The following is a 16,764-nucleotide window of genomic DNA, read 5'->3' on the forward strand; positions in this document are numbered from 1 at the left end:
TCCCGCAGCCGACGCCGGAGGTGACCCGCGCACAGAGCCATGAGGTAACGTCCCCGGCCTGGGCCGGGGACGGGGCGAGGCGAGGAGAAGGCCGACGTGGCGGGCCGAGAGGACGACGGACGACAGCGGACGTCCGGGGCCGGTGAGCACGCGGGATGGGCGCGGGAACTGCTCGAGCACCTGCGTCCGGCCGGACGCGACCTGAACCGGGTCGTGGCCTGGCTCGCGGACACCGCGCACGCGACCGTCTCGCTGCAGGACGGCACCGGCCGGCTGCTGGCCGGCACCCCGGTCCCGCTGGACGAGGCCCTGGTCGCCGACGTCACCTCGGGCCGGATCGCGTCCGCCGCGCTGGAGGACCGGGGCCGCCATCTGCGGCTCGTGCGCGTGGAGCAGTCCCGGCCGGCGCCCGCCGCCCTCCTCGCGGTGGCCCGCGCCCGGCCCTTCGACCGGCGCGTCTACGACATCGTCACGCACGCCGCCCAGGTCCTTGAACTGCTGCTGGCCGGCCACGAGTCGGCCGCGGCCGGACACCGGCTGCGGCGGGCCACCTCCGACCTGCGCCTGGCCATCCTGCAACTGCTGATGGTGGAGGACACCGTCTCGGCCCGCCGCGTGGCCGCCGGACTCTGGCCCGGACTCCTCGACACCGACACGGCGTGCGTGTACGTCGTGGAGAGCAGCCCCGCCGAACGGGACCGGCTGGCCGAGGAGTGCCTGTCGGCGACGGGGGAGCGGGCGCTGGTCGTGCGGTGCCCGGCGGTGGACGGCCACGTCATCGTGCTCGCCCCGCGCGACCGGGCCGGGCAGGAGCTGCGCTCGCTGGTCGGCCGCCGCCCCGGCGTGTACGTTGGCGGCAGCGCCCGGCAGGTCCTCGCCCGCACCGCGGCCGCCTACGGACAGGCCGTCAGCGCCCTGGCCGTGGCCCGGTTCCGCCCGGAGAAGGCGGCCCTGTACGCCGAGCGGACCCGCCCCGAGCGGCTGATGGACCCGGCGCGGCTGCACGACTGGACGGCCGCGGTACTGAGCCCGCTGGAGCGCCTGCCGCACCACACGCGCGCCGAGCTGCTCGCCACCACCCGGCTCGGCCTCGAGTTCACCGCCGTCAACACGGCGAAGATCCTCGGCGTCAGCCGCAACACGGTCCGCGCCCGCATGGACCGGGTCGAGTCACTGCTGCGCACGGACTTCGCCGACCTGACCGTCCGGGCCGCCGTCCATCTGGCCGTGAACGCCCAGGTGGGCCTCGCCGAACCCCCGCCGGGCACCGGCGCACGGGGGGCCGGTGCCGCCCGGCTCACCGACCTGCTGTCCGGCCCCGCGCTGCGCACCTGGGCCGTCGACCTGCTCGGCCGCCTCGACCAGGACGGCCGGGACCTGCGGCGCAGCCTGCGTACCTGGATCGCCGTGGGCGGCAACGCCGAGCGCGCCGCGCAGAGGCTCGGCATGCACGCGCAGACCGTGCGCGAGCACGTCCGCAGCGCCGAGCCGGTCCTCGAACGCCAGCTGCTCGCCGCCGGCAGCGACCTGTACGAAATCGTCCTGGCCCACCTGGCGGCCGGCGGCCTCGACCCGCCGGTCCTGCCCGGGACGAAACCGGGCCATCCGGACTCACCTGTGCACGAGTGAGTCCGGAGGGCCCGGCAGCGGGCACCGGCACGATTCACAACGGTGGACCTGTCCACGTAGGTTCGACGCGACGGGGGCACGACCGGAACGGGGGACCGGTCGCGCCCCCTTCGCCCGTCAGCCGTGCGGCAGGATCACCGCGCGGCCGTTGACCCTGCCCTCGTGGAGGCGCTCGTAGGCGAGCGGGGCGTCGTCCAGGGAGTACGTCTCGGTGTGCACCGACACGGCACCCGAGCGGGCCAGGTTCAGCACCTCGATCAGCTCGCTGCGGCTGCCCCAGTACGGGGCGTTGACCGACACCTCGAACGGCAGCATGCCGAATCCGACGGGCAGCGAGCCGCCGCCGATGCCGACCAGGGTGACATCACCCTCGACGGCGGCGACGGCTCCGGCGGTCTTGACCGTGGGTGCCACGCCGACGAAGTCGAAGACGGCCTCGGCGCCGAGACCGCCGGTGATCTCGCGCACCGCGTCCGCGGCCTTCGCGTCCGACAGCACCGCCTCGTGCGCGCCCACCGCGCGGGCGAGGCGCAGCTTCTCCTCGCTGACGTCCAGGGCGACGACCCGGGCGGACGTCAGGGCGCGCAGCAGCTGGATGGCGACGTGGCCGAGACCTCCGGTGCCGATGACCACCGCGGTCGAGCCGGGGACCAGCTTCGGCAGCGACCGCTTGATCGCGTGGTACGGCGTCAGTCCGGCGTCGGTGAGGGGCACCGCCGCGACCGGGTCGAGCCCGTCCAGCGGGACCAGGTGCCGGGGGTCGTCGACGAGCAGGTACTCGGCCATGGAGCCGGGGCGCCCGAGTCCCGGCGGGCGGATGCCCAGCTCGTCGGCGCGCAGGCAGTAGTTCTCCTTGCCCTCCGCGCACTTGGCGCAGGTGCCGCAGCCCCAGGGCCCGTACACGGCGACCGCGTCGCCCTCGGCGAGCCCGGTCACCCCGGCGCCGAGCGCGGCCACGGTGCCGACGCCCTCGTGGCCGAGGGTGAGCGGCAGCTCGTACGGGAAGCCCTCGGCGGGCCAGCCCATCACCGCGATGTCGGAGTGGCAGACCCCGGCCGCGGTCACCTTCAACAGCACCTGGCCGGGGCCCGGTTCCGGGTCCGGGACCGTGACGACCTCGGGGGCGGCCCCGATGGTGCGGTACTGCAGTGCCTTCATGATCGAACTCCTTTGTTCTCTCTCCCCCCGGGACGGGTGAGCGCCGGTCAGACGGCGGTGTAGGCGCCGTCGACCAGGTGGTAGCTGCCGGCGACGAAGGACGCGCGGTCCGACAGCAGGAAGGCGATCAGCTCGGCGACCTCCTCGGCGTGTCCGAGGCGACCGGCCGGGTGCAGGGCGACCAGGCCGTTGTAGGCGGCCTCGTCCATGGTCTTCAGCAGCGGGGTGTCGATGAAGCCCGGGCCGACCGCGTTGATCCGGATGCCCCGGGCGGCGTACTCGGCGGCGGCCGCCTTGGTCAGCCCGACCACGCCGTGCTTGGCGGCGACGTAGGCGGGGGAGCCGGCGAAGCCGACCGAGCCGAGGATGGAGGCGACGTTGACGATGGCGCCGCCCTTGCCGGCCGCCTCGATGGCGGGCAGTTCGTAGCGCATCGAGTAGAAGACGCCGTCGAGGTTGGTGTGCACGACGCGCTGGTAGGCCTCCACGTCGTACTCGCCGGTCGGGGCGCTGGGGCCGCCGATGCCGGCGTTGTTGACGGCGAGGTCCAGCGAGCCGTAGGTGTCGACGGTGAACCGGACGGCCGCCTCGACGGACTCCGGACGGGTGACGTCCAGCTCGACGGCGGCGGCCTCGACGCCCTCGGCCCGCAGCTCGGCGGCGGCCTTCTCGGCGCCCTCGGCGTTGTAGTCGGCGACGACGACCCGGGCGCCGCCGGCGCCGAGCCGGCGGGCGGTGGCCAGGCCGATGCCGGAGGCGGCGCCGGTGACGAGGGCGGCGCGTCCGGCGAACTCGGCGGCGTACTCGGTGGTGGCGGGAGTGGTGGGGGAGGTGCTCATGGTGCTGTTCTCACTCTTCGGTGGTGGTGCTGTCGGGGGTCGCGGCCGCGGCCTCCGAGGTCAGGGCGTCGTAGGCCCGCTCCACGAGGGCGGCGAGGTCTGCGGCTCCCGAGTCCCCCTCACCACCGCGCGCCCACAGGCGCAGGGCGGCGATCAGGACTCCGGCGGCTGCGTCGACGACGGCGGCCGGGCGCACGTCCCGGGCGTCGTCGCTGCCCAGCCGGCCGGCGACGATGCGGATCGACTCCTCCTGGGCGTCGACCCGGATGCGCTGGTAGGCGGCGAACAGCTCGGGCTCGGTGTCGGCCAGGGCCAGCAGGCGGCGCATCCGCGGACGCACGTGCCACGCCGGGTCCTCCCGGTCGGCCAGCCAGGCCCGCACGGCCCTGCGATAGGCCAGCAGGGGTGGCTCCTCGGCGGGGCGGGACCGCAGCAGCGCGTTGATCCGGTCGCCGTCCCGGCGGACGAAGTCGAGCGCCGCGTCCTCTTTCCCGGCGAAGTGCCGGCTGAACGTGCGGCGCGTGACGTCCGCGCGCTCGGCGATCGCCTCCACCGTGGTCGCCGCCGACCCGCGCTCCAGGATGAGGTCGCAGGCGGCGGTGGCCAGCGCGTCGCGGGTCCGGCGCGCCTTGCGCTGCCGCCGGTCCTCGGTGGCGGGGGAGGGCTTCGTTGCCGTCATGCCTCCGAGCGTACACCTGGAAATGTCCCAATGGGACATATGACTCGGTGGGACACCAAACGGGGGGCGAACCGCCGTCCCCTGCTCACCCGAGGTGCCGCAGCGCCGCCCGGGCCTCCATGAGGGCCTGCTCGGCGTAGCCGCGGCCGAACAGCACGGCGTGCACGAGCAGCGGGAAGAGCTGGTGCACGCCGACGCGGTCGGTCCAGCCGTCGGCGAGCGGCGCGGTCTCCTCGTAACCGGCCAGGATCCGCTCCAGGTGCGGACAGCCGAAGAGGCGCAGCATCGCCAGGTCGGTCTCCCGGTGCCCGCCGTGCGCGGCCGGGTCGATCAGGTGGACATGCCCGTCGGTGCCCCACAGCACGTTGCCGTTCCACAGGTCCCCGTGCAGCCGGGCCGGCGGCTCCGCGGGCCCCGCCAGCTCCGGCAGCCGCTCGCAGACCCGCTCGACGTCGGCCGCCTCGGCCGCCCGGACGGTGCCGGCGTCGACCGCGCGGCGCAGATAGGGCAGCACGCGGTGCGCGGCGTACCAGCGGGGCCAGTCCTGCCCGGTGGCGTTGCGCATCGGGGCCCGCCCGATGTACGCCTCCTCGGGCCCGCCGGGCGGCGCGGCCCCGAACGCCGGTGCCCCGGCGGCGTGCAGCCCGGCCAGGTCCCGCCCGAACCGGACCGCGGCCCCCGCACTCGCCGGCCCCCGCAGCACCCGGTCGGTGACCAGCCCGCGCTCGTCCACGCCGTGCACCGCGGGAATCCGTACCGTCCCCGCCCCGGCCAGCCAGCGCAGCCCCGCGGCCTCGGCCCGTGCCGCACCGGGGGCGTCCGCGAACTTGACCACCACCGTGCGCCCGTCGTCGAGGCCGACCTCGGTTAGCCCTTCGGACAACGGACGCTCACGGACCACCGCCCGCCCGGTGAACCGCGCCGCGAGGACCGAGGACGAACCGACGGCACCCATGGCCACGAGCCTAGGCCGTGTCGCGGGGGCGTGTCGCAGTGCGGCTGCCGCCGACCCGGTGAAATCCGTTCGGTGCGCCGATCGGACACCCCGGGCACGGGGGAGCAATGGGACTATGACCAGTTCAGCCTTTCATCGCACCATCGTCCTGCCTGCTTCCGTGTGCCAGCAGGCCGCACACCACCTCGAGCAGGCGGTGCACAAGGCCATCGACGGTGCCGCCACGCCGTGGCGCGCCTTCCGCGGGGCCGACGGCGACGACTTCGCGTTCTCCGTGCCGGTCGTCGAGCAGGCCGCGGGCTGCCTGCTGGTGCTGGCCGCCGAGAGCGCCCAGAGCCTGCGGCCCTCCGCGCTGCGCGCCCTGATCACCGTCGCCCTGCACCTGCGCGACGCCGCCGAGGCGGTCCGGCGCCCCGCGGTCTCCAGCCCGGCGTGGTGAGCGCGCGCCGTGCGCGAGGGCGCGGGCACGCCGGGGGCGTGGAAATCACCGTGCCCCGGGCCTGAACGTGTGTTTGGCTCGGCGGCATGGAGTTCACCCGCTTCCTCGACTGCCTCGCCTCCGACCACGACCGGCTGCGGGGTGTCGTCGAGACCGACGCCGACGCCCCGGTGCCGACCTGCCCCGGCTGGACGGTCGCCGACCTGACCCGCCACGTCGGCGAGGTCTACCTGCACAAGGCCGCCGCCATGCGCGACGGGGCCGAGCCCCAGCCCTGGCCGCCCAAGGAGTTCGCCGAACAGGCGCCGACGGCGCTGCTCGACCGGGGCTACACCGCGCTGCGCGCCGAGTTCGCCACCCGCGCCCCGGAGGATCCGGCCGGCACCTGGTACGGCCCCGACCAGAGCGTCGGCTTCTGGATCCGGCGGATGGCGCAGGAGACCGTCGTCCACCGCATCGACGCCGAACTCGCCACCGGACGGCCCGTCACCGCCGTACCGGACGACCTCGCCGTGGACGGCGTCGACGAACTGCTCAAGGTCTTCGCCGCGTACGCCGTGGCCGAGTGGGGCGACTACTTCACCGAGATCCTGGACGGCTCGCCGGGCCGTACGTTCCTGGTGCGGGCGGGCGACGACGCGGCATGGCGGGTGCGGACCGGCCCGGGGGAGTTCACCGTCACGGACGGCGCGGGCGACGGCACGGCCGACGTGACGCTGAGCGGCTCCCCGGAGGGCGTGCTGCGGTCGCTGTGGAACCGGGCGGGCGCCGACGGGGAGCGCGGTGTGACCGTCGAGGGCGATCCCCGGGCCCTGGCGGAACTGAGGCGCTGCCTCGTCGTGGCGACCCAGTGAGCGGACGTACGGCACCCGGCGGTGCCCCGGGCGTCAGGCGCCGATGAGGCGCAGCGCCGCCCACAGGGCCACCGTCGACGCGGCGACCGTGGCCGGCACGGTGAGCAGCCCCAGCGCGGTGAACCGGCCGAGTTCCACCTCGACGCCGTGCCGGTGCAGGATGCGCCGCCACAGCAGGGTCGCCAGCGAACCGACGTAGGTCAGGTTGGGGCCCAGGTTCACACCGATCAGTACGGCGAGGACCTGGGCCGGCCCGCCCGGCGAGGCCAGCGGGAGCAGGGCGAGTACGGCCGGCAGGTTGTTGACCACGTTGGCCAGCACCGCGGCGACCGCCGCCACCCCGAGCAGCGCCGGCAGCGAGTCCCCGTCCGGCAGCAGCCGCCCGAGCCCGGCCGCCGGCGCGCCCGCCACCACTCCCTGCACCACGATGCCGAGGGCCAGGACGAACAGGCAGAACAGCGGGGCTGCGGCGCCCGCCATCTCCCGGGGCGTGACATGGCGCCGGGCCAGCGCCCGCAGCCCGAGTACCAGCACACCGCCGAGCGCCGCCCAGGCGGGCTCCACCCCGGCAGGCGAGGCCACGGCGAACCCGGCCAGGGTCAGCGCCACGACGACCACGGTGAAACGCGGCACGGAAGGCGCGGGCGGCGCGGCCGCCGCGCCCGGCCCGCCACCGGCGGTGCTGCTGCCGTCCGGCGTCCTCGCGACCGCGGACCCGCTGGACCCGCTGGACCTGGCGGTCCCGGTGGTCCCGGCGGTCCCGGCGGACCCGTCAGGACCGGGAGCGACGGGTACCGGGCCGACGCGCTCGGGCCCCACGGACACCGGCTCGGCCAGGTCCGCGCGGAAGAAACGGCGGAACACGGCGTACTCGACGGCGATCGCGGCCAGCCAGGGCAGCGCCATCAGCGCGGCGAACCGGGTGAAGCTCAGCCCACTGGCCGCGAACGCCAGCAGGTTGGTCAGATTGGAGACCGGCAGGAGCAGCGAGGCGGAGTTCGACAGGTGCGCCGTCGCGTACACGTGCGGGCGGGCCCGCGCACCGGCCCGGGACGCGGTGGCCAGGACCACGGGGGTGAGCAGCACCGCGGTGGCGTCCAGACTGAGCACCGCCGTCACCGCGCAGGCCACGGCGAACACCCCGGTCAGCAGCCGCCGCGGGCTGCCCCCGCACCGGCGGGCCACGGCCGCGCCGACGGCCTCGAACAGACCCTCCTTGGCGCACAGGTACGCCAGCATCAGCACCAGCGCGAGGAAGACGACGACCGGCAGCAGCGTACGGGTCTGTTCCCACGCCCGGTGCGGGGACACCATGCCGAACGCCACCACCAGCACGGCGGCCGGCACGGCGGCCACCGCCTCCGGCAGCCCACGCGGGCGCAGCACCGCGAAGGCCAGCACGCCCAGCAGCAGGACGACGGGCACGGCCTCGGAGAGGACGGTGGTACTCAGGACTCCTCCACACCGGTGGGCCGGGCGGGAACCCGGTGATCGGCGAACGGGATACAGGGTCGCACCCCCGGGCGGGGACGAGATCCGCGGGACGACGTGGTGTGGCCGAGGCCACGCCGTGGGCGAGAGCCGGGCCATGTTCCGCGCGGTGCGCCGCGGGCTACCGTTTCCACGGACCCCGAGTTCCCCACCACGAGCAGTTCGGACGGCCCGGCAGTGCACACAGATCTCTCCCCCGTCATCGCGGCGACCGCACAGTGGCTCACCCGCGCCTACCCGGCGTCCGGCGGCGCCCTGGCCGACGCGCTGTGCGAGGTGCAGGCCCGGCAGGCCGTGACGGTCGCGGCCCGGCTGCGCTACCCGACCCCGATGGACGTGGCGCTGCTGGGCGTGGCGGGCCCCGGCGGCTCCGCCCGGCTCGACTGGATCACCGGCGCCGACGGCGCCGCGTCCGCCGATCCGGACGCGGACGCATGGCGGACCTGGGTGGACGAGGTCGTCGCCAGCTGGGCGGCCTGCCTGCTGACCGACCCGGCGCTCGCCGAGCCGGCCGTCGCCGCGCTGGCCGAGGGCGGCCCCTCGGCCGGGGCACCGGCGGAGTTCCGCCGCCTGCTCGCACCCGACGACGCCGACCGCCGGGCGGCCGCTCTGCTGCGCCACCCGGACCTCGTCGCCCCCGTCGCCGTCCTGCACCACGCCGGGCTCATGACCCGACTGGACCCGGGCCAGGCCCTCGTCGCCTGAGCAGCGCGGTCCGGTCCCGGCGGGCCCTCAGGCAACCGCCTCCAGGTTCGCCACCGGCGACACCCTCGGCACCGTCGCCCGGCGCTCGCGCAGGAGGTGGCCCGCGCCGATCGTGCCGGCGATGATCAGCCCGCCCGCGATCAGGGCGCCGCGGGCACCGGCCAGCTCCATCAGGAGGCCCAGCGCGGGCGGCCCGCCCAGGCCCCACACCGTGCCGATGCTGCCCCACACCCCGAGCACCCGGCCCCGCAGGTGCGCGGGCGGGTCGGTCTGGAGCACCGCCGTACCGGCGGTGTCGGAGACGGACTCCACCACGGCCATCGGCAGCACCATCACCAGCAGGACGGCCAGCGAGGGCGACAGCCCCGCCACCACCTGGAGCAGCCCGCCCGCCGCCGCCAGCGCGCCCACCACCCGTACGGAGGGGCGGCGCAGCCGGGCACCGAGGACGGCGCCGACGATGCCGCCGACCGCCAGCACCGTGGAGACGGTGCCGAAGGACCCCGCGCCGCCCGCGAGCGGCCCGGTGACCAGCACGGCCAGGGTCAGCTGGTAGTTGCGCCCGAAGACGGCGCTGACCCCCGTGACACCGGCCAGCGCCAGCAGCCGGGGGCGGCGGGCGAAGAAGGCCAGCCCCTCGCGCACGCTCATGGTGTCCTTGGCACCGCGGTCCTTCGCCGCCCCCGCGTCCCGGACCGCACCCCGGGCCGGGCGCAGGAAGGGGATGACCGAGGCCACGAACAGGAACGACAGCCCGTTGGCGGCGTACGCGGCGGCCGTGCCGAGGAATCCCACCGTCACACCGGCGAGCGCCGCGCCCGCGAGCCGCCCCGCCTGGTGCACCAGGGCGCCCACCCCGATCGCGGAGGGCACGTCCTCGCGCGGGACGAGGTCGTTGCCGAGCAGGGAACACGCCGGACCGTCGACGGTGGCGACGACGCCGGTGACGGCGGCCAGCACCATCAGGGAGGTCACGTCGAGCCGGTCGAGCGCCACCATGAGGGCGGTCACGAACGCGACCGCCCCGAGCAGTGCCTGGCTGACCGCGGCGGTCAGTCTGCGCGGCCAGCGGTCGACGGCCGCGCCGCCGAACACGCTGATCAGCAGCGCGGGCGCGGCCTGGACGGACATCGACAGACCCGTCGCCGCGGCGGAACCGGTGATCTGCAGGACCAGCAGGTTCTGCACGGTGAGCTGCATCCACGTGCCGGCGTTCGACACGAAGTTCGCGACCGACCACCAGCGCATGCTGCGGTGCCTCAGGGACCGCCACGGCGAGCGGCTCGTCGATGCGGACGACTCAGACGACTCGGACGACTCGGACTCGGTCGGCTGCGACGGCTCGCGCGACCCGGGCGGGCAGGGCAGCGAGGCGGCAGGGGGCAGCGGGGCGGAGACGGAGGAAGAAGACACAGTGCGCCACTCGAAGGCGGGTCGCGGGACCCGAAGGGGAAACGGAGGGGAACGAGTAGGCCGGCTGCGCTGCGCGGCCGTTCCACCGATCCGGATACGGCGCCGACCATCGTGGCAGAACGGACCGGCGAGTCGTCGCCGGTCGCCGCCCCCGCCCCGGCCCGGACGGAGCAATCGCCGCCGCCGGTGCCGAACTTGACGAGGCGAGTGCGGTTGATCACAGCGGCCCGCCGGCGGGCGGCGGACCCGTGGGCCGTGACCGTCGTCACGGTGCGTGATCCCGGTGGCGGGCGTCGGAGCATGTGAGTGCCGCAGGTGGGGCACTCGGGGCACGCTGTTCAGCGCTCCGAGGGAGAAAGTCCGAGGGAGAAAGGTCGTCCTCATGATGCCTATGGCGGCGTTCAGCCCACGGGGTGAGTCCCGCACGCCCTGGGACCGCGTCCTGGTGACCGGCGGCGCCGGTTTCCTCGGCTCCCACCTGTGCACCCGGCTGCTCGACGCGGGGGCCGAGGTCGACTGCCTGGACAACCTCTCCACGGGGCGGGCCGAGAAGGTGGCCCATCTGGCGGGCCGCCCCGGCTTCCGCTTCCTGGAACGGGACATCTCCGAACCCGGCTGCGCGGACGCGCTCACCGGCCCCTACGACCTCGTCCTGCACCTGGCGGGCCCCGCGTCCCCGGCCGCCCGGCCAAAGCGGCCCGTTCAGGCCCTCGACGCGGGCAGCCTGGGCACCCGTACCGCACTGGCCGTCGCAGACCGGGACGGCGCCCGGTTCCTGCTCGCCTCCTCGCCCCCGCCGAGCCCCGGCGCCGGCGGCGACGTCCTGGACGAGGCCGACCCGGTCGGCCCGCACCGCGCCTGCGCCGAGGCCGTCCGGTTCGCCGAGGCCCTGGTCGCCGCGCACGCGGGCGCCCACGGCTCGAACGCCGGGATCGTCCGGCTCTTCGCGGGCTACGGCCCCGGCATGCGGGCGGACGACGGGGCGACACCGGCCGCGCTCATCGAGCAGGCGCTGGCCGGCCGGCCGGTCACCGTCCCCGGGGACGGCAGCCGGACGCACCCCCTGTGCTACGTCGACGACATGGTCGACGGCGTGCTGCTGGTCGCGGCCGGCCGTTCGGTACGGCCCGTGGACATCGGGGGCGACGAGGAGCCCACGGTCGCGGAGATCGCCCGCCTGGTGATCGAGCTGACCGGCTCCGACTCGCCGCTGGAGTTCGTCGAGGACCCGGGCGACGGGCGCGGCCCGACCCGGCCGGTCACCGGCTTCGCCCGGGAGATCTTCGGCTGGCTGCCGAGCGTGACCTGGCAGGACGGCCTGGAACGCACCGTCGCCGCCTTCCGCGGGCGGCGCGAGCCCTTCCCGGCGCCGGACGGGGAGACGACGGACGGGCGGGCGGGAGAGGAGTGGTGGGCGTGAGCACGCGCGCCGCCCGCGCGCGCGGCACACCCTTGAGGGCCCGTCGCCGCGGCGACGGGCCCCCACAGGTGGTGCCGACGGTGATCGCTCAGCCGGACTTGCCCCGCCCCGACAGGGCGTCCCGCACCCGGTCGACCATGCCCGCGCCGGGGGCGAGGAGCTTGTTCATCGGAGGCTTGTCCGGGGCCGAAGGGTGCGGTCGGGTCGGCGCCGTCTTCTTCGCCTGACGGACCTTGTCGCCCAACTCGTCCAGGGCCTGTGCGGGGCACGCCTCGCGCAGCCGCGGGAACAGGTTGCCCTCCTCGTCGGCGACGTGCTCACGGATCTCGCTCATCAGCTTGCCGATCAACCGGTCGAACTCGGCGTCGTCCGCCGCGCAGCCCTCCAGATCCTTCATGATCTGCTCGGCCTCGGCGTGGTCCTCCAGCTCCTTGTCCGCGAGCGCGTCGCCGTTCGCCACGTGCTCCCGGACCGCCGGGTAGAGATACGCCTCCTCCGCCACCGAGTGCCGGATCAGCTCGATCGTGGCCTGATCGGCGTACAGCTTGCGGTCCTTGTGGCCGGGCGGCAGTGCCTCGATCTTGCCGAAGAGCTCCTCGACCTCACGGTGATCGGTCGTCAGCTCGTCGATGACGTTTCCTCCGTGGCCCATGTTCCACTCCACCTCCAGACAGTCGTGGCGTCACGGGGGTCCGACCCGCCACGCGCGTTCGGACGACCGGGTCCCCCGGGCGCCGTGGGCTAACGCCCGGTTCAGGCCCCGAGCTTGGCCCGGATGCCGCCCGCCCGCGCCGCGGGACCGGCGGCGGCCCGCACCGAGCGGTGCACCAGGTGGGCGTCGTGCCGAAGATCATGGGCGGTGTGCCGGCCGCGCCACAGCAAGGAAGGTGCGCTGCCCGTGTCGTCGGCGGCGATCAGCAGCCCGCCCATCATGGACAGGTTCTTCAGGAAGTGGATGCGCTGCTGGGTGCGGTCGGAGGGGTCCGCCGCCTCCCAGTACCGGTGCGCCGCCAGCGTGGTGGGGACCAGCGTCACCGCGAGAGCCAGCGCGGCCAGCCGCGGACAGCGGCCGAGTCCGAGCATGATCCCGCCGACCACGTGGACGGCGCCGTTGAGCCGTACGAGTTGTTCGGTGCTGTCCGGCAGGACCGGCACGCGGTCGGCCACCGGCCGCACGACCGGCTCGGCCGCCGGGGCCACGTCCTGCGGCCTGCGCAGAGACTGCAGGCCGCCCGCGACGAACATCGAGGCGAGCATCGGCCGGCCGGCCAGACGCAGAAGACTCATGACGCTGTCTCGCTCTCTCCAAGGGGATGCCAACGGGGGTCATCAGCGGGGGAGGGGCCCCACTGGGATCATCAGGTGCCCCCGGCGGTCGGCGCCATTCGGCGTCCGGCGCGGCACCCGTGCCCTCCGGTACCGCGCCGTGCGGGGAACACGCAGGTCACAGGCTGGTGAGGATCTGGGGCGACAAGTTCTTGATCATGGTGTTGGTCCAGCGCATCTGGCGCAGTGTCCGCGGGTGGCAGGAGGAAGCGAGCGCCAGCAGCCCGCTGTCCCTCGACGCCTGGGCGGCCTGGGCCAGCATCTCCCAGTGCAGGGAGTTCTCCGCCGCGGCGACGTGCAGCTCCCGCAGGTCGCGCAGGAGGAGCAGGCCCGGCTCCGGCCGGTGCACGACCGCCTCGGACGCCTTCTTGCGCAGGGTCGCGAAGACGCCGTCCGAGGAATGGTCCGGCGTCTCGCCCAGCTTCACGCCGTGCTCCGCGGCGGTCTCGGCGAGCCGCCGCACGTGCTCGCGGGACCAGCCGGCGAGGTCGGTGGCGACGTGGTGGACCTCGTGCTCGGTGCGGTGCCGCTCGGCGACGGTCACCAGGTCGTGTGCCAGCCGCCGCTCGCCGCGGTGCAGCGTGCGCAGGGTCAGCGTGATGCCGTTCACCGGGCGCCTCCCTCGTGGCCGTGCGGGAACGGGGTGGGTTCCCGCTCCGTCGTGCGCGCCGCCGGTCCGCCCGAGGTGGGCGGGGCGGCACCCGCGGCGACCGGTGCCGACGCGGTGGTGGTCGGTGCCGGGGAGGGCCGGCCGTCCCCGCGTTCCACGAGGGTGAGCGCGGCCGTGGCCGTCTTGAACAGCGGCTGCTTGGAGGCCGGGTCCCAGTCGGTGATCGTGGTCTCGTTCGCGGCCCGCCCGGGAGTGTCCGGCCCCGGGCCCGACCCGCCCTCGGTGTCCCAGTAGCCGTAGTGGAACGGCACGAACAGCAGCCCCGCGCGGATGCCGCTCACCCGCAGCCGTCCGCGCAGGGAGCCGCGCCTGCTGGTGACCTCGACCAGGTCGCCCTCGCCGAGCCCGAGCCGCTCCGCGTCCCCGGCGGAGACCTCCACCCACACGTCGGGGGCGGCGTCGTTCAGCTGGGGCGCCCGCCCGGTCTTCGTACGGGTGTGGAAGTGGTAGAGCGTCCGGCCGGTCGTGAGCTGGAACGGGTACTGCTCGTCCGGCTCCTCGTGCGGCGGCAGATAGTCGGCCGCCTTCAGCATCGCCCTGCCCTCGGGATTGAGGGAGCGGTACTCCACGACCTCCTGCGAGGCCCCGGTCTCCAGGTCCTTGCCGTAGCTCTCGCACACGTCGGGGCGGGCCCAGCCGATGCCGTCCGTGTAGAGCCGTGCCGTCCCCTCGGGGGACCGGTCGTCGCAGGGCCACTGGATGCCGCTGGTGTCGCGCAGCTTGGCGTAGGACAGGCCCGTGTAGTCGCAGGGGCGGCCCGCGCTGCACCGCTTCCACGCCTCGAACGCCGACTCGGGGCCGTCCCAGGTGATCAGCGGGCCGCCGTCCTTGTCCCGGAAGTCCATGCGCCGCGCGTAGTCCAGGAAGATGTCCAGATCGGGCCTGGCCTCGCCGGGCGGTTCCACCGCCTTGCAGGACAGGTGCACCGTGCGGTCCGCGTTGGTGAGCGCGCCGGTCTTCTCGCCCCAGGTCGCGGCGGGCAGCACCACGTCGGCCAGCTGCGCCGTCTCCGTCAGGTACAGGTCCTGTACGACCGTGAACAGCGTCTCCTGCGTCAGGACCGAGCGGATGCGGGACAGTTCGGGCATCGAGACGGCGGGGTTGGTGCCGCTGATCCACAGCATCCGCAGCGAGCCCTGCTCGGCGTACCGGAAGATCTGCATCGCGTGGGTCGGCGGCGCGAAGTGCGGGATGGTCTCCGGCTCGACGTTCCACACCTTCGCGAGGTCGGCGACGTGGGCGTCGTTCTGCCAGTTGCGGAAGCCCGGCAGGTCGCCGTTGGCCCCGCACTCGCGGGTGTTCTGGGCGGTGGGCTGGCCGTTCATCTGGAGGAGCCCGGCGCCGGGCCGGCCCAGCATGCCGCGGATCAGGTGCAGGTTGTTGACCTGGACGGCGGCGGCGGTGGCCTGCTGGGACTGGTAGACGCCCTGGAGGACGGTGGACACCAACGCGTCGGCGGTGCCGACCAGTTCGGCCGCCTCCTCGATCCGGACGGCGGGGACGTCGCAGATCTCCGCGGCCCACTCGGGCGTGCAGTCGGCGACCCGGGCGGCCAGTTCGTCGAAGCCCACGGTGTGCGCGGCGATGAAGTCGCGGTCGATCCGCTCGTGCCGGATCGTCTCGTGCAGCAGCGCGTTGAGCAGGGCGACGTTGGTACCGATGCGGGGCGCGAGGTGTACGGAGGCGTGTTGGGCGACGCGGGTGGCGCGCGGGTCCACGCACAGCAGCCGCGGCGGGTCGGCGCCCTCCAGGCGGTCGAGGAGCCGCATCCACTGCACGGGCTGGGTCTCGGCGATGTTGTGGCCGAACAGCGCGATCACGTCGGCGTGGTCGAAGTCGTCGTAGCTGCCGGGCTGGCCGTCGCAGCCGAACGTCTCCTTCAGCGCCTCCGCGGCCGTGGCGGTGCACAGCCGGGTGTTGCCGTCGAGGTGGTTGGTGCCGATGCCGGCCCGGGCCAGCACCGTGAGCGTGTAGTACTCCTCCAGGAACAGCTGCCCCGAGGTGTAGAAGCCGATCGAGCCCGGCCCGCGCGAGTCCAGCAGTTCGCGCGAGCGGGCGGCCACCAGGTCCATCGCCGTGTCCCAGTCCGTCTCCACCAGCTGCCCGCCGCGCCGGACCAGCGGCCGGGTCAGCCGGTCGCGGGAGGCGTTGGCCTGCCAGCCGAACAGGTCCTTCGGGCCGAGCCGCCCCCGGTTGACCCGGTCCACGTCCCGGCCCCGCACGCCCACCATGCGGCCGTCGGCCACCGCGATGTCCATGGCGTCGCCGTCCGAGTGCAGGATCGACGCGGACTGCACCCAGCGCTGCACCGCGCCGGGCTCCACCCCGTCCGCGAGGAACGTGTCCACCCGGGCCGGCCAGGTGCCGTGCCGTCCATAGGGCACGCGTGCGCCCCACGGACGCGCGATCCGGTCCGTCGCATCCTCCATCGCCGGCCTCCCGCCACGATCCGTCGCACTGCCGGCCGCCGGGTACCCGGGCGTCACCGATCGAAGCGAACCACTTGTGGGAGCGCTCCCAGGCGGGCAGGATGCTGCGGTGACAACGACCGCCTCCGTACGCCCCTACCGCCCCGCCGACGCCCCGGCCCTCGACGACATCTGCATCCGGACCGCGCACAACGGCCGGGACAGCCGGCCCGTGTACGCCGACCCCGCCGTCCTGCCGGCCATCTTCGCCGAACCCTACGTCCACCTGGACCCCGACCTGGCCTTCGTGCTGGACGACGGACAGGGCCGGGCGGTCGGCTACATCCTCGGCACGGCGGACACCGTGCGCTTCGCCGAGGAGTTCCGGACCAAGTGGCTGCCGCGGGTCGCGGACCGCTACCCGGCGCCGCAGGGCCCGCCCGGCACCCGCACTCCGGACGAGGTCATGGCCGGGCTGCTGCACGACCCGGAGCGCATGATCGTCCCGGAACTGGCCGCCTACCCCGCCCATCTGCACATCGACCTGCTGCCCGACTGGCAGGGACAGGGCCACGGCCGGACCCTGATGCGGACGTTCTGGCGGGCCCTGCGCGGGCGCGGCGTCCCGGCCGTCCACCTGGTCATGGCGACGGCCAACACCCCGGCCAGGGCCTTCTACGACCGTCTGGGCTTCCACGAGATCGCGGCGGCGGGCCTCGACCCGGCGGACGTCACCTGCCTGGGACGGACGACCGAGGACACGGAGGGGGCCTGACGG

Annotated in this window: 16 protein-coding genes; 6 read left to right on the forward strand and 10 right to left on the reverse strand. The window is 74.9% G+C overall.

All coding sequences use genetic code 11. The annotated features are described in order from the left end of the window. Positions 1–96: 96 nt before the first annotated feature. Positions 97–1,629, forward strand: coding sequence for a helix-turn-helix domain-containing protein (locus ACZ56V_RS08955; protein ID WP_468940538.1), 1,533 nt, complete (start codon positions 97–99; stop codon positions 1,627–1,629). Between the two features lie 117 nt (positions 1,630–1,746). On the opposite strand, the gene ACZ56V_RS08960 is transcribed toward ACZ56V_RS08955, so the two are convergent. The 4 genes from ACZ56V_RS08960 to ACZ56V_RS08975 form a co-directional block, all read right to left on the reverse strand. Further along, the gene (locus ACZ56V_RS08960; protein ID WP_356372489.1) at positions 1,747–2,787 is read right to left on the reverse strand and encodes an NAD(P)-dependent alcohol dehydrogenase; all 1,041 of its coding nucleotides are present in this window, start codon (positions 2,785–2,787) and stop codon (positions 1,747–1,749) included. Positions 2,788–2,834: 47 nt separating this feature from the next. Beyond that, entirely contained in the window at positions 2,835–3,626 is a 792-nt protein-coding gene (locus ACZ56V_RS08965; RefSeq protein ID WP_398910098.1) for an SDR family NAD(P)-dependent oxidoreductase, read from the reverse strand. A 10-nt stretch (positions 3,627–3,636) separates the two neighbouring features. Further along, complete coding sequence (locus ACZ56V_RS08970) at positions 3,637–4,305, reverse strand: TetR/AcrR family transcriptional regulator (RefSeq protein WP_398910096.1); 669 nt, start codon at positions 4,303–4,305, stop codon at positions 3,637–3,639. Between the two features lie 85 nt (positions 4,306–4,390). Then, positions 4,391–5,260, reverse strand: a complete 870-nt coding sequence (locus tag ACZ56V_RS08975; RefSeq protein ID WP_398910095.1) for a fructosamine kinase family protein — start codon at positions 5,258–5,260, stop codon at positions 4,391–4,393. A 115-nt stretch (positions 5,261–5,375) separates the two neighbouring features. On the opposite strand from ACZ56V_RS08975, the gene ACZ56V_RS08980 reads away from it, so the two are divergent. Continuing rightward, a complete protein-coding gene (locus ACZ56V_RS08980; protein ID WP_398910093.1) occupies positions 5,376–5,699 on the forward strand; it encodes a hypothetical protein in 324 nt (107 codons plus the stop codon). Between the two features lie 86 nt (positions 5,700–5,785). Beyond that, positions 5,786–6,553, forward strand: coding sequence for a maleylpyruvate isomerase family mycothiol-dependent enzyme (locus tag ACZ56V_RS08985; protein WP_398910092.1), 768 nt, complete (start codon positions 5,786–5,788; stop codon positions 6,551–6,553). Between the two features lie 33 nt (positions 6,554–6,586). Here the strand turns inward: ACZ56V_RS08985 and ACZ56V_RS08990 are convergent, their stop codons facing one another. Continuing rightward, positions 6,587–7,978 carry an SLC13 family permease gene (locus tag ACZ56V_RS08990; protein WP_467379053.1) on the reverse strand — a complete coding sequence of 464 codons (1,392 nt, stop codon included), beginning with the start codon at positions 7,976–7,978 and terminating at the stop codon, positions 6,587–6,589. A 243-nt stretch (positions 7,979–8,221) separates the two neighbouring features. Between ACZ56V_RS08990 and ACZ56V_RS08995 the strand changes: the two genes are divergently transcribed. Further along, positions 8,222–8,749, forward strand: coding sequence for a hypothetical protein (locus ACZ56V_RS08995; RefSeq protein WP_398910089.1), 528 nt, complete (start codon positions 8,222–8,224; stop codon positions 8,747–8,749). Positions 8,750–8,776: 27 nt separating this feature from the next. On the opposite strand, the gene ACZ56V_RS09000 is transcribed toward ACZ56V_RS08995, so the two are convergent. Beyond that, the gene (locus ACZ56V_RS09000) at positions 8,777–10,162 is read right to left on the reverse strand and encodes an MFS transporter (RefSeq protein WP_468940545.1); all 1,386 of its coding nucleotides are present in this window, start codon (positions 10,160–10,162) and stop codon (positions 8,777–8,779) included. A 382-nt stretch (positions 10,163–10,544) separates the two neighbouring features. Between ACZ56V_RS09000 and ACZ56V_RS09005 the strand changes: the two genes are divergently transcribed. Continuing rightward, positions 10,545–11,582 carry an NAD-dependent epimerase/dehydratase family protein gene (locus ACZ56V_RS09005; RefSeq protein WP_468940548.1) on the forward strand — a complete coding sequence of 346 codons (1,038 nt, stop codon included), beginning with the start codon at positions 10,545–10,547 and terminating at the stop codon, positions 11,580–11,582. Between the two features lie 88 nt (positions 11,583–11,670). On the opposite strand, the gene ACZ56V_RS09010 is transcribed toward ACZ56V_RS09005, so the two are convergent. The 4 genes from ACZ56V_RS09010 to ACZ56V_RS09025 all read right to left on the reverse strand — a co-directional run bounded on the left by ACZ56V_RS09010 (position 11,671) and on the right by ACZ56V_RS09025 (position 16,007). Beyond that, positions 11,671–12,234, reverse strand: a complete 564-nt coding sequence (locus tag ACZ56V_RS09010; protein WP_398910085.1) for a hemerythrin domain-containing protein — start codon at positions 12,232–12,234, stop codon at positions 11,671–11,673. A 101-nt stretch (positions 12,235–12,335) separates the two neighbouring features. Next, entirely contained in the window at positions 12,336–12,869 is a 534-nt protein-coding gene (locus tag ACZ56V_RS09015) for a DoxX family membrane protein (RefSeq protein WP_468940552.1), read from the reverse strand. Between the two features lie 157 nt (positions 12,870–13,026). Beyond that, complete coding sequence (locus tag ACZ56V_RS09020) at positions 13,027–13,518, reverse strand: hypothetical protein (protein WP_468940554.1); 492 nt, start codon at positions 13,516–13,518, stop codon at positions 13,027–13,029. Next, positions 13,515–16,007 (reverse strand): molybdopterin-dependent oxidoreductase, encoded by a 2,493-nt coding sequence (locus tag ACZ56V_RS09025; protein ID WP_468940557.1) that lies wholly within the window; start codon positions 16,005–16,007, stop codon positions 13,515–13,517. Before ACZ56V_RS09025 ends, ACZ56V_RS09020 begins: the two co-directional genes overlap by 4 nt. A gap of 109 nt (positions 16,008–16,116) precedes the next feature. On the opposite strand from ACZ56V_RS09025, the gene ACZ56V_RS09030 reads away from it, so the two are divergent. Further along, positions 16,117–16,761 (forward strand): GNAT family N-acetyltransferase, encoded by a 645-nt coding sequence (locus ACZ56V_RS09030; RefSeq protein WP_398910078.1) that lies wholly within the window; start codon positions 16,117–16,119, stop codon positions 16,759–16,761. Positions 16,762–16,764: the final 3 nt, after the last annotated feature.

The organism is Streptomyces sp. NPDC034099 (genome assembly GCF_055575415.1).

Bases quoted from the DNA above. Each gene is read 5' to 3' on its own strand.
- ACZ56V_RS08960 (WP_356372489.1), bottom strand. From the start codon at position 2,787: ATGAAGGCACTGCAGTACCGCACCATCGGGGCCGCCCCCGAGGTCGTC.
- ACZ56V_RS08965 (WP_398910098.1), bottom strand. From the start codon at position 3,626: ATGAGCACCTCCCCCACCACTCCCGCCACCACCGAGTACGCCGCCGAG.
- ACZ56V_RS08970 (WP_398910096.1), bottom strand. From the start codon at position 4,305: ATGACGGCAACGAAGCCCTCCCCCGCCACCGAGGACCGGCGGCAGCGC.
- ACZ56V_RS08975 (WP_398910095.1), bottom strand. From the start codon at position 5,260: ATGGGTGCCGTCGGTTCGTCCTCGGTCCTCGCGGCGCGGTTCACCGGG.
- ACZ56V_RS08980 (WP_398910093.1), top strand. From the start codon at position 5,376: ATGACCAGTTCAGCCTTTCATCGCACCATCGTCCTGCCTGCTTCCGTG.
- ACZ56V_RS08985 (WP_398910092.1), top strand. From the start codon at position 5,786: ATGGAGTTCACCCGCTTCCTCGACTGCCTCGCCTCCGACCACGACCGG.
- ACZ56V_RS09005 (WP_468940548.1), top strand. From the start codon at position 10,545: ATGATGCCTATGGCGGCGTTCAGCCCACGGGGTGAGTCCCGCACGCCC.
- ACZ56V_RS09010 (WP_398910085.1), bottom strand. From the start codon at position 12,234: ATGGGCCACGGAGGAAACGTCATCGACGAGCTGACGACCGATCACCGT.
- ACZ56V_RS09015 (WP_468940552.1), bottom strand. From the start codon at position 12,869: ATGAGTCTTCTGCGTCTGGCCGGCCGGCCGATGCTCGCCTCGATGTTC.
- ACZ56V_RS09025 (WP_468940557.1), bottom strand. From the start codon at position 16,007: ATGGAGGATGCGACGGACCGGATCGCGCGTCCGTGGGGCGCACGCGTG.